This is a genomic window from Tenacibaculum aestuariivivum, from assembly GCF_964507685.1.
Taxonomy (GTDB): Bacteria; Bacteroidota; Bacteroidia; order Flavobacteriales; family Flavobacteriaceae; genus Polaribacter; species Polaribacter aestuariivivum.
In genome coordinates this window covers 380,665-393,003 of record NZ_OZ208414.1, presented here as the reverse complement: position 1 = coordinate 393,003, position 12,339 = coordinate 380,665, and the positions used below count along the sequence as shown (strand labels likewise).

The following is a 12,339-nucleotide window of genomic DNA, read 5'->3' as shown; positions in this document are numbered from 1 at the left end:
GTGTGAAAAGCGGGAAATAGCTTCAAATAGTTATTTTAACTTTTCAAAAAATGTTAACTGATAATTAGGTAACGCTTCTGGATTTGTAATTTTGATGATATCTTTTAAAACTAAATCAGGTCTGATTGGTGCTAATTCAAAATAGATAAGTCCGCCAGTTTTTCCTTTTTTTGTACCAATAGTATAAGTTTTTTTGTTTTTTAAAGCATCGAATTCTTTATAATGTTTATTGGCATTTAATAATTGTTCCTCTGTTTCATATAAGCCACAACCAATCCAATAATCAGCTTTTTTACCTTTATCTAAAGCACTTTCAAAACTTAGTTGTAAACTTCCTGTACTTTTGGTTTCTTTCCAAAGATAATTTAAATGTGCATCCTTAAAAAAAGTAGCAATAAAACTATTTCCTCCAGGAACATTCCAAACTTCTTTAAACATACTTCCAGATAAAATTGTTGGATAATTGGTGCTTTTTTTAGCTGTTTTTTTGGCTTCTAAATAATTTTTTTCAATTGCATTAAAAATACTGTCGGCTTGTTTTTCTTTATTTAAAAGTACACCAAAAAATTTAATCCATTCAGCTCTTCCTAAAGGCGTTTCTTCTAGCCAATCGCCATTAAAAACAACAGGAATACCCGCTTTTTTAATGTTTTCGTATAATTTACTATTTGGATGTAAAGAAAAACCAACAACTAATTCGGGTTGTAAATCCATTAGTTTTTCGGTATTCATGCTTTGTTCCATACCAAGTTCAACTATTTTTCCGTTTTCAATTCTTTTTCTTGTTTTTTCTGATGAAATATATTTAGCGTGTGGAAATCCGACTAATTTATTTTCACTATTTAAAAGTTCTAGCATCGGTATGTGTGTGGTGCTAGTAACGACTAATTTTTCAACAGGAATTTTTAGTTGATTTTTAGAAATATCTGTTTTATTGGTCAATGTAAATTCAAATTGTTTTTTAGAGTTTTGAAATACTTTTTTAATGATTAATTTTTTCTGATTATTTTCAGTGATAATATCAAAACCTTTTGCATATTTAATAGTGCTTTGGTTTGTTATTATTTTTTTGATGTCTTTTTCTTCTGATGTTTTACATTGGATAAAAAACAATGAAAGAATAATAAGTATTAAAAAATGTTTCATTTTGATGATTGAATTATAGTGTAAATTTTATAATATCTCCGTACTTTAACTTTAAATCGAAAGAATTTTCTAAAGAAATATTGTTTAGATAAGCCCACAAACTTCTGATTACTCCAGCATGCGTAACAATAACAACTCGTTGTTTTTTTAGCTTTTTAATATCATTTAAAAATTGAACAGTTCTAATGTGTAAATCAATGTAAGATTCGCCATTAGTAACCGTAATATTTACAAAATCGTTCATCCAAATATCTAACTCAGGTTTATTGATATCATCCCATTTTTTAAGTTCCCAATCTCCAAAATCGAGTTCTTTTAATCTATCATCAAAAATAATAGTATCAGATAATTGTTTTGCTAATAATTTACATCGTTGTAAAGGGCTTGAATAATAAACGGTTTCGGAATCCTTTACAGGAACTTCTTTTAAAATTGGGGGTACTTCTTCTAAAAAAGTATCAATAACACCAATATCTGCTTGCCCATAGCAAACTCCTTTTTCAATATTTGGAGTCGTATGTCTGACTAAAATAATTTCCATATAATTATTATTGATAAATAAAAAATAACTTCGGATACTTGTTGCAATGCACCAGCACAATCGCCAGTTTGTCCGCCAATCCATTTTTTGAAAAAACTTCCCATATATAAATACGTTAAAAACAAAGGAATTAGTACTGCAAATACTCTAATATCTTTAAAAAATACAAGTGGTACTATTCCGAAGAAACCAGAAATAATTAGTGCTTTTGTACTCATTTTTTGAGTGGTAGGTTTTACTTTAGCAGTATCAATATCTCTTACATATTCGTGAGTGTACAATAAAATAGTTGCTGTAAATCGGCTAATTGCGTGTCCAGAAATCAATACTAAAGGAATTGTTTTAATCGAATTATTGAATTGTAATAGTTCGTATAAACTTAATGTTTTTATTGATAAAAGCGCAACAATTCCCACAACACCATAAGTTCCTAATCTAGAATCTTTCATGATGGTTAAAATTTTATCTTTCGTCCATCCGCCACCAAAACCGTCGCATACATCAGCAAAACCATCTTCATGAAAAGCACCTGTTGTCCAAATAGAAGCAACAATGCTAAGTACAATAGCTATACTTGGGCTAAAAAGAAACGAAGCTCCAAGGTATACAGCGGCAGAAATTGCACCAATAATAATACCAACTAATGAGAAATAACGACTGCTTTTATTTAAAATTTCAGGAGAATGATTTACCCATTTAGGACAAGGAATTCTCGTGAAAAATAAGACAGCAGTTAAAAAATAATGAATTTGATTTTTCATAAATTAAGCTTCAGATATATTGGCACTTTTAAAAGTTGCCATTTCATTTAAAAAACTAACCGCTGCTTTTACAATAGGAAAAGCAATAGCACTACCAGTTCCTTCGCCTAAACGTAAACCAATATTTAAGAGTGGTTTTGCATTTAAAAATTGCAACATTTTTTCATGACCTTGTTCGCCTGATGTATGGCAAAAAATACAGTAATCTAAAACATTTTTATTGATAGCTTGTGCAGCTAATAAAGCCGAAGTAACAATAAATCCATCTACTAAAATGGTCATTTTTAAAGATGCTGCTTCTAACATAGCTCCGCACATCATTACAATTTCAAAACCACCAAAAGTAGCCAAAGCATCTATTGGGTTTTTAATGTTTTTTTGATGTAAATTAAGTGCATTTTTAAGAATATCAGCTTTTTTAAGAACTCCAGTAGCATCTAAACCAGTTCCTTTTCCAACACAATTTTCAATAGAAATATCAGTAAAATAACTCATTAATAACGAAGCCGCAGAAGTGTTTCCAATTCCCATTTCACCAAAACCAATAGTATTTGTTCCTTGTTTATGTAATGCTGTAACTAGTTTTTTTCCTTTATCTAAAGCTAATAAACACTCGGTTGTGGTCATTGCTTTTTCAATACTATAATCTTTTGTTCCTTTAGCTATTTTTGCTGATATCAAATTGATGTTTGGTTCAAAATCAGCATTTACACCTGCATCAACAATTTTTAAATTGATATCATTCTGATTACAAAAAACGTTAATTGCAGCTCCATTATTTAAGAAGTTTAACACCATTTGTTGTGTTACTTCCTGCGGATAAGGGCTTACAGGGTTTGATTTTACAATTCCATGATCACCAGCAAAAACAACAATACTTGGTTTTGATAAAGTAGGAGTAAGGCTGTTTTGAATTTGCCCTATTTGTAAGGCAATTTCTTCTAAAACTCCTAACGAGCCAATCGGCTTTGTTTTAAAATCAATTTTATCTTTAAGTGCTGTTGTTAGCGTGTCTGAAAGTGGGGTTATATTAGTAGCGTGCATGTGTTTTTATTTTAAAGTTAATGGTAAACCAGATACTATAAATGTAGCTTTATCTGCTTTTTTAGCAATATATTGATTTACCCATCCTTGTAATTCAGTAAATTTTCTGCCAATTTGAGTATCGGCATGTAAACCCATTCCTATTTCATTAGATATGATAATAATAGTTGCATCAATTTCAACTAGTTTGTCAATTTCATTAGTTGCTAGTGTTAAACTTTCTTGAACATCATTTTTAGTATCTAAATAAAAATTAGTCAACCATAAAGTAACGCAATCAATAACGACAGTTGCATTTTTAGGAATAACATTGCTAATGTTTTTTTCTTCTTCAATAGTAGTCCAACGCTCATCTCTATCAGAAATATGTCTGTCTACACGTTTTTTAAAATCGGCATCCCAAATTCTTGAAGTTGCTAAATAATAAGGATTGTTAGATAATGATTCTGCTAATTGTTGCGCATAGCTACTTTTTCCTGAACGTTCTCCGCCAGAGATATAATACATCATAGTAAAGAAATAAATTGACGGCAAAGATTGTAAACATTTTTTAGAAAAAGAGAATAATACTTGATAACTATGTAATTTAGCTACTTAAAATATATTTTCATGAAAGTTTCTTCATTTATGCCAGCAGTAACCCAGATGATTTATGATATGGGGTTACAAGAATATTTAGACGGTGTAACATTTGAATGTCCTGCAATTGCACTAAAAGAAAAACAGGTAGCTGTTAAATATAAGTTAGAAGGACAAACTTTAACTAGTGATGAAATTAATACCATTTTTTCTAAAACAAAAGCAGAAGGAGGTACGCTGTATTATGTTGATGAACCTGTTTTAGAAAGTATTGCTCCAGATATTATTTTTACGCAAGATGTATGTGATGTTTGTCAAATAGATACAGAATCTGTTGCAAAATCTGCTTATAAATTAGCGAAACAACCAATATTAATTTCTATAACTCCAAATTCTTTAGACGATGTTTTTGAGAATGCCTTAACCATAGCCAAAGCAATGGGAAAAGAATCGGTAGGAATTAAATATGTACAAAAACTTAAAGACCGTATTTACAATATAGTCGATACACAACGAGCAAACAGAATACAATCTAAAAGTGTAATGTTGTTAGAATGGATTGATCCGTTGTTTAATTGCGGACATTGGATTCCTCATCAAATAGGTTATGCTGGTGGTATTGATTTATTATCGCATCCGTCAGGAGATAGTATTGTTATTTCTTGGGATAAAATTGTAAAATATAATCCAGCGATATTAATAATTGCTCCGTGTGGCTACGGAATTTCACAAACAATGGAAGATATGCGATTTTTAGAAGATAAACCAGAATGGAAATCATTAAAAGCGGTTAAAAATAAACAGGTTTTTATTGCTGATTTTGCCATGTTTACACAATCATCAGCAAGTACTTTAGTCGATGGTATTGAGTGTTTAGCAGCAATGATTCATCCGAATTATTTTGAGGTATCAAGTGAGCTTACTGTTAAGTTTTCGAACTATAATGATTTATTGATGCTAGATTCTTAATAAAATAGCATAAATTTGCGCAAAATTTTAGGTTTTGATGTTTCATCTGTAACATCAAATTAAAAGGGAATTCGGTTAAATACCGAAGCTGTTCCCGCAACTGTAAGCTATTAAGCTTGTAATTACTCTTAAGTCACTGTTTTTTAAATGGGAAGACAAATTACAAGACGCAAGCCAGGAGACCTGCCTATATTTTAAATAATTCAAACTTTCGGGATAAAGGTTTGAGTGTGGGTTTTCTACGCTTTAATTTTTCTCGATATTATAAATTTTATAATCATTTAAAAAATGAAAAAAAGAGTACTTTCTTTAAGTGTTTTAGTAACAGCTTTTGCATTACAAATTAATGCACAGCAAAAAGAAAAAACAATTGCATTAGGTGAAGTAGTAGTTACTGATTCTAGATTTAAGCTAAAAAGAGAAAATTCTGGTAAAGTTGTTCACCAAATTACGGCAGAAACTATACAGAATAATCAAGGTAAAAACTTAGTTGATTTAATTAATACAGTTGCTGGTATTGAAATTAACGGAAATACAAGTTCTAGTGGAAAAGACTTAGGTTTTTTTGTTAGAGGTGGTAAAACTAAAGAAGTTGTTGTTTTAATTGATGGAGTACAGGTTGCTAATCCAGCAGGTGCTTCAGGTGGTTATGATTTAAGACTTTTAGATTTAAATGCAGTAGAATCTGTAGAAATTATTAAGGGTGCTGCAAGTACACTTTATGGTTCAGGAGCAACAACTGCTGTAATAAATATTACGTTAAAAGAAGCAAAAAGTGGTGCTGTAAATACTGATTTAGCATTATTAGTAGGAACTGATAATTCACAAGATTCTAAAAACGGTACTGTTATTCAGAGTAATGCAACTATTAATGGTAAGGTTAATAAGTTTGATTATTTAGTAGGTTTTTCAGCATTAAAATCGAATGGTTTTTCTCAAGCTGAATCAGAAAATGAGAATGTTGAGTTTAATAAAGACCCTTTTCAAAGAATTGCAACTAATTTGAAAGTAGGATATAAATTCGATAATCGTTTTTCTGTTAAAGCTTTTGGTAGTTATAACTCTTTTGATAATAATTATGATACAGGTGCTTTTGCTGATGGAAATGAATTTTCTGAAGATGTAAGTTATAGGGTAGGTGTTTCACCTGAATATAATTATGGAAACGGTAGTATTCATATTAATGCAGCATATAGTGAGTATAAAACTGATAGAACTCAAACATCATACCCAGGAAAAAGTAATGGAGAAAATTATATTGTTGATGCTTTTGTTAAACATAAACTTAATAACTTTTATTTATTAGCAGGGGTTAATTATCAAGATAATAGTATTGAAACTTTTGCTATTCCTTTTGGTGGAACTGAGTTAACAAAAACAGTTTATGCAGAAAAACCTAAATCAACATTAATAGATCCTTATGTAAATGCTGTTTATGTTTCTGATTATGGTGTAAACTTTAATGCTGGTGTACGATTAAATAATCATAATAAATATGGTAATCATTTTGTTTATAACTTAAATCCATCATATACTTTAAAGCAAAGTAATGGTTATCTTAAGTTTTTAGCATCATATAGTACTGCATTTTTAGCACCATCGGTACAAGAATTATATGCTTCATATGGTAATATTGATTTAAATCCACAAGAAAGTACTACTTACGAAGGGGGTTTAGAATATAAATTAAACTCGTTAGTATTAAATGCAGTATATTTTAATAGAGATGTAGATAATATTATAGCTTATAATTCAACTACTTATAAAATGGCTAATTTTGGAGATACAACTGTTAAAGGAGTCGAGTTTTCTGCAAATTATAATATTTTAAAAGGTTTACAATTAAATGCTAATTATGCATTTACAGAAAATGATGCTATAGCAATTAGAATACCTAAGCATAAAGTTAATGCAGGTGTAAATTATATGTATAAGTCTACAAACGTAGGTGTAAATTATCAGTTTGTTAGCGATAGAGATGATACAGATTTTAGATCTTGGCCAAGTGTAAATACTACTTTAGAATCATACTCATTATTAGATTTTTCAATAAATCATAAATTAAACGATAATATTAATGTAATGTTTGATGTAACAAATATTTTAAATGAAGATTATCAAGAAGTTTTAGGATATTCAACTAAAGGAAGAAACTTTAAAATAGGAGTTGGTTTTAACTTTTAAACGAATATTAATAAATAAAAATCCCCCGATTATAAATTTATCAAAAGTAAGTTTATAAATAAAAAATTCCACTTAATTATTAAGTGGGATTTTTTGTTTATAAGAATTTTTCTTTTATTTCTTTGGTAGGAATTATACAAGTTTCTTTTTTACCAAACCATTTGTACCTGTTTTTTGCAATAAAATCGTAACAATAATCTCTAAAACCTTCTGGAATAAACTTTAAAATAATAGTTAAATTCCAAAAACCTCCAAAAGAAGCCATAATTTTTAAAGCAGCCGTAGATTTTATATAATAAGCAATTTTAGGTTCATATAAAATAATAGAATCAATTTTAGAAGTATTAATACCTAAATGCGTTGTTATTTTTTTTCCGATATCAGATTGTAAACTTGCAAAGACAAATTGATTTTTAGTATCAAATTTTATAACTTTTAAAACAGCAGTATTACATAAAATACAAACTCCGTCAAACAATATTATTTTTTTGTTTTTAGTTAAAGGGATTGTTTTTTGCATTACTTATTTTATTTAAATAAAAAAAAATAGCATATTGTTTTAAAATATATAAAAAATTAGCTCTTTAAGCTAAAGAAAATAATCATTTAACATAAAATTAGTAATAAACAAAGTGTTAGTATTTATTTTAGAGTCAAAATAAATGCACCTAATGATTCGAATAGAAAACCTACATAAGTCTTACCCAATTGGAAAAGACTCACTTCATGTTTTAAAAGGATTAGATTTACATATAAAAGAAGGTGAATTTGTTTCAATTATGGGATCATCAGGATCAGGAAAATCTACCTTATTAAATATTGTAGGTTTGTTAGACACACATGATGAAGGAAAATACTATTTAAATGGTGAGTTAATTGAAAATTTAAATGAAACAAAAGCAGCTCTTTTACGAAACAAGTTTTTAGGTTTTATTTTTCAATCATTTAACTTAATATCATACAAAACAGCATTAGAAAACGTAGCATTACCACTTTATTATAAAGGAGTTTCTAGAAAAGAAAGAAAAGTAGTAGCTTTAGAGTATTTAGAAAAGGTAGGGTTAAAGGATTGGGCTAATCATTTACCAAATGAGCTTTCTGGAGGACAAAAACAGCGTGTAGCTATTGCTAGAGCTTTGGTTACAAAACCTAAAGTTGTTTTAGCAGATGAGCCTACAGGAGCTTTAGATTCTACAACAACAGATTCTGTTATGCATTTATTAACAGAGATTAATAATGAAGGAATGACCGTTTTTGTTATAACTCATGAAGAAGAAGTTGCAGCACAAACTAAAAGAATAGTTCGCTTAAAAGATGGTGTTATTATTAGTGATAAGCTAACATCAAAAATGAGTTAATATGTTTGATTTAGATCGTTGGAGAGAAATATTTCAAAGCATTAGTAAAAATAAATTAAGATCAATACTCTCTGGTTTCACCGTAGCTTTTGCAATCTTATTATTTACATTACTTTTTGGTATTGGCAATGGGCTTCAAAATACTTTTAAAAATGAATTTGCTAAAGATGCTATTAATTCTATATATATAGAGTCAAATATAACAGCAAAAGCATATAAAGGAAATCAAATTGGGCGTAAAATTCAGTTTAAAAATGATGATTTTGAATTTTTAAAAAAACAATATGCTGATCAAATTCAAATGATAAGTCCGTATTTGAAAAGAACAGCAAAAGTAGTTTATAAAACAGCAGAAGATACTTATACTATACGAGGTGTTTATCCTAAATATGACTTTTTAGAGTCGGCCACTGTAACCGTAGGGCGTTTTTTAAACATAAGAGATATCAATCAAAAAAGTAAAGTTGTTGTTTTAGGGCGTATGGTGGTTAAAGATTTATTTGGTGAAATTCCAGCATACGGAAAGTTGTTAAATATTGATGGATTAACATATAAAATAATAGGCGTTTTCTCTGATTCGGGTGGTGATACTGATGAACGATTTATATATATACCATTTACTACTATGCAACAAGTATATGGTAGTAATGATTATATTGAAATGTTTGGAATAACTTACAACCCTATTTTAAGTGCTAATCAAGCTATTGCTTTTAGTACTAAAATGCATAAAGCATTAAATAAAAAACATGTAGTATCACCTGATGATCAAAGAGCTATTTTGGTAAATAATTATGCAGAAAGTAATAAAAAAGTAGCAACAATGATGGTTGTTTTAAGTGTTTTGATTTTAATTATAGGTTTAGGTACCTTAATTGCTGGTGTGGTAGGAATTAGTAATATTATGGTTTATATCGTAAAAGAACGTACTAAGGAGTTAGGTATTAGAAAAGCTGTAGGAGCAACACCAAAAACAATTATATCTATGATTATGTTAGAGGCTATTTTTATAACTACTTTATCAGGTTATTTGGGTTTAATTTTAGGTATTGGTATTTTAAAAGTAGTGGCACCTAGTTTAGAAGACTATTTTATTTTAAACCCAGGAGTTTCAACACCAGTTGTTATTGGAGCTACTATTACATTAATTTTATCAGGAGTTATTGCAGGGTATTTACCTGCTAAAAGGGCGGCAAGTATTAAACCAATAGTTGCTTTAAGGGCAGATTAAGTATGAATTTTTTATTTGATAAAGATAGTTGGCAAGAAATTTACGAAAGTATTCGTAAAAATAAAACACGAACAGTAATTACTATTTTTGGTGCCTTTTGGGGAATTTTACTATTGGTAGGTTTGTTAGGAGCTGCTAAAGGAATTGAAAATGGTTTTAATAATTTATTTGGAAATTTTGCTACGAATAGTTTTTTTATGACAGGAGGTAAAACTTCAAAAGCATTTAAAGGGTTTCAAAAAGGAAGACAAATAACATTAACAACTAATGATGTTGATAAAATTAGAGAGGAAATTAAAGGTATTGAATTTGTAGTACCTAGAAATTTAACAGTAGGTTTAGTTGTTAATGGTTTAAAAACAGCAAATCTTACTATTTATGGAGATTATCCGTTGTTAGATAAAATTCAAAAGAAAAACTTAACGGAAGGACGTTTTATTAATCAAAATGATATTAATAACAATAAAAAAGTATGTGTTATTAGTACTGAAGTTTATAAACAATTATATGATAAAGCAGCACAAGCGTTAGGTACTTATTTAAAAATAAATAATATAGGGTATAAGATAATAGGTATTTATAAACCTAGTCGATTTGAAGGATCAACGAACGTTCATATTCCTTTTAGTACTTTTAAATTAGTTTATAATAAAGGGAATAAGTTTGAATGGATGGTGGTAACAGCAAAGTCTACTTCAGATATTGTAAAAGTAGAAACAAGGGTAAAATCATTATTAAAAATCCTTCATAAAATTCATCCTGATGATCATAGAGCTTTCAATGGTTTTAATTTAGGAAAAGAAATATCAAAAGTAACAGGTTTTTTAACAGGAATGCAATTTTTAACATGGTTTGTAGGTATTGCCACTTTAATAGCTGGGGTTTTTGCTATTGGAAATATTTTATTAATAACAGTAAAAGAACGTACAAAAGAAATAGGTATTCGTAGAGCTTTAGGAGCTACCCCTTTAAAAATTAGGCAACAAATTATTTTAGAATCGGTATTTTTAACTCTATTAGCAGGATCTTTAGGTATTATAGCAGGAGGAGTAATTTTAATGGTTATTGATACTTTAGATTTATTAACTAACCCAACAGTTGATATTCCTATAGTATTAATAGCCTACATGATTTTAATAACTTTAGGAACTTTAATAGGGTTTATACCTGCTTATATGGCAACAATAATTCAACCTATTGAAGCATTAAGAGAAGAATAACAAAATAGTATAGTTGAAAAAAATAAATTTAACAACAAGCATATAAACATATACAAATGAAAAAAATACTCATTTTTGGTTCAATATTGTTAGCATTAGCAATGGTACTTGTATGGTTTGGTATAAAAAATAACGCCTCTCCTATAAAATACGAAACCGAAAAACCAATTAAAACTACTATTATTAAAAAAACAGTAGCAACTGGTAAAGTTGTTCCTTTAGAAGAAGTTGAAATTAAGCCTCAAATAGCAGGCATTGTAGATAAAATTTTAGTAGAAGAAGGAAGCATTGTAAAAGTAGGAGATTTAATAGCAACAGTAAGAGTTGTACCAAATATAGCTTCTTTAAATAGAGCAAACGGTAGTGTAAAAAATGCACAATTATCATTTAATAACGCAAAAGTACAATTTGATAGAAACAAAAAATTATTTAATAAAGGGGTAATTTCTCGTCAAGAATTTGAAAATGCTGAATTAACTTATAATAATGCCAATTTATTATTAGCAAACGCTAAATCTGATATGGATATTATAAAAAAAGGAACAACAATAGGTTTAGGAACTGCAACTAATACTAGTATTAGGGCAACTACATCAGGTATGATTGTTGAAATTCCTGTTAAAAAGGGATATCAAGTTACACAAGCAAACGATTTTAATGCAGGTACTACAATTGCGCGTATTGCTGACATGACAAAAATGATTTTTGAAGGTAAGGTAGATGAATCAGAAGTAGGTAAATTAGTAAAAGGAACAAAAATAACTGTTGCAATAGGAGCAATAGAAAATAAAAATTTTCCAGCAGTCTTAAATTTTATAGCCCCAAAAGGTACTGATGAAGGCGGAGCGGTACAGTTTAAAATTAAAGCAGCTGTAGCTTTAGATGATGCTCATTTTATTAGAGCAGGGTATAGTGCAAATGCTGAAATTATATTAGCAAAAAAAGATAGTGTACTGTCTGTAAAAGAAGCGGTATTACAGTTTGATAAAAAAACTGAAAAACCATATGTTGAATTAAAAATAGGTAATCAAGAGTTTGAAAGAAAAAATATTACTTTAGGAATATCAGACGGAATTTACGTTGAGGTATTAGATGGTTTAACAGTTACTGATGAAATTAAAATTTGGAATAAAGTATCAGAAGATGATAAAGAAGATAATTAACAGTTTTTTTATTTAACTTACTAAGTTAGTAGTGACTATTTTACAATATGAAAAATAACAAAAAGTGCTTGCAATTTAATTTTATATGATAATATAGTTGATTTTTTTTTAAAAAAGCGAGTGCTAAAAGCGGGAAATTACTT

12 protein-coding genes and 1 riboswitch are annotated in these 12,339 nt (G+C 28.7%); of the genes, 6 read left to right on the top strand and 6 right to left on the bottom strand.

Translation table 11 applies throughout. From position 1 onward, the window contains the following. Positions 1 to 30 precede the first annotated feature (30 nt). From ACN5J4_RS01635 to ACN5J4_RS01615, 5 genes are read right to left on the bottom strand one after another with little or no spacing between them, the layout of a single operon-like run. Positions 31 to 1,146, bottom strand: a complete 1,116-nt coding sequence (locus ACN5J4_RS01635) for an ABC transporter substrate-binding protein (RefSeq protein ID WP_418650428.1) — start codon at positions 1,144 to 1,146, stop codon at positions 31 to 33. A gap of 13 nt (positions 1,147 to 1,159) precedes the next feature. Then, complete coding sequence (gene cobC, locus ACN5J4_RS01630; RefSeq protein ID WP_418650427.1) at positions 1,160 to 1,687, bottom strand: alpha-ribazole phosphatase; 528 nt, start codon at positions 1,685 to 1,687, stop codon at positions 1,160 to 1,162. After that, entirely contained in the window at positions 1,672 to 2,448 is a 777-nt protein-coding gene (locus ACN5J4_RS01625; RefSeq protein ID WP_418650426.1) for an adenosylcobinamide-GDP ribazoletransferase, read from the bottom strand. The genes cobC and ACN5J4_RS01625 overlap by 16 nt, the downstream gene beginning before the upstream one ends. 3 nt (positions 2,449 to 2,451) lie before the next feature. Beyond that, entirely contained in the window at positions 2,452 to 3,492 is a 1,041-nt protein-coding gene (gene cobT / locus ACN5J4_RS01620; protein WP_418650425.1) for a nicotinate-nucleotide--dimethylbenzimidazole phosphoribosyltransferase, read from the bottom strand. 6 nt (positions 3,493 to 3,498) lie between these two features. Further along, positions 3,499 to 4,002, bottom strand: coding sequence for a bifunctional adenosylcobinamide kinase/adenosylcobinamide-phosphate guanylyltransferase (locus ACN5J4_RS01615; protein ID WP_233884770.1), 504 nt, complete (start codon positions 4,000 to 4,002; stop codon positions 3,499 to 3,501). A 99-nt stretch (positions 4,003 to 4,101) separates the two neighbouring features. On the opposite strand from ACN5J4_RS01615, the gene ACN5J4_RS01610 reads away from it, so the two are divergent. Beyond that, positions 4,102 to 5,040, top strand: a complete 939-nt coding sequence (locus ACN5J4_RS01610; protein WP_418650424.1) for an ABC transporter substrate-binding protein — start codon at positions 4,102 to 4,104, stop codon at positions 5,038 to 5,040. A gap of 12 nt (positions 5,041 to 5,052) precedes the next feature. After that, a riboswitch (cobalamin riboswitch) is annotated at positions 5,053 to 5,246 on the top strand. An 82-nt stretch (positions 5,247 to 5,328) separates the two neighbouring features. Further along, on the top strand, positions 5,329 to 7,224 hold the full coding sequence (locus ACN5J4_RS01605; protein ID WP_418650423.1) for a TonB-dependent receptor plug domain-containing protein: 1,896 nt from the start codon (positions 5,329 to 5,331) through the stop codon (positions 7,222 to 7,224). 97 nt (positions 7,225 to 7,321) lie between these two features. On the opposite strand, the gene ACN5J4_RS01600 is transcribed toward ACN5J4_RS01605, so the two are convergent. Next, a complete protein-coding gene (locus tag ACN5J4_RS01600) occupies positions 7,322 to 7,744 on the bottom strand; it encodes a thiol-disulfide oxidoreductase DCC family protein (protein ID WP_418650422.1) in 423 nt (140 codons plus the stop codon). A 151-nt stretch (positions 7,745 to 7,895) separates the two neighbouring features. Here ACN5J4_RS01600 and ACN5J4_RS01595 point away from each other — a divergent pair, with 151 nt between their 5' ends. From ACN5J4_RS01595 to ACN5J4_RS01580, 4 genes are read left to right on the top strand one after another with little or no spacing between them, the layout of a single operon-like run. After that, on the top strand, positions 7,896 to 8,582 hold the full coding sequence (locus tag ACN5J4_RS01595; protein WP_418650421.1) for an ABC transporter ATP-binding protein: 687 nt from the start codon (positions 7,896 to 7,898) through the stop codon (positions 8,580 to 8,582). Between the two features lies 1 nt (position 8,583). Beyond that, positions 8,584 to 9,813, top strand: a complete 1,230-nt coding sequence (locus tag ACN5J4_RS01590) for an ABC transporter permease (RefSeq protein ID WP_418650420.1) — start codon at positions 8,584 to 8,586, stop codon at positions 9,811 to 9,813. Between the two features lie 2 nt (positions 9,814 to 9,815). After that, positions 9,816 to 11,033 (top strand): ABC transporter permease, encoded by a 1,218-nt coding sequence (locus ACN5J4_RS01585; protein WP_418650419.1) that lies wholly within the window; start codon positions 9,816 to 9,818, stop codon positions 11,031 to 11,033. A gap of 56 nt (positions 11,034 to 11,089) precedes the next feature. Beyond that, complete coding sequence (locus ACN5J4_RS01580) at positions 11,090 to 12,196, top strand: efflux RND transporter periplasmic adaptor subunit (RefSeq protein ID WP_418650418.1); 1,107 nt, start codon at positions 11,090 to 11,092, stop codon at positions 12,194 to 12,196. Positions 12,197 to 12,339 lie beyond the last annotated feature (143 nt).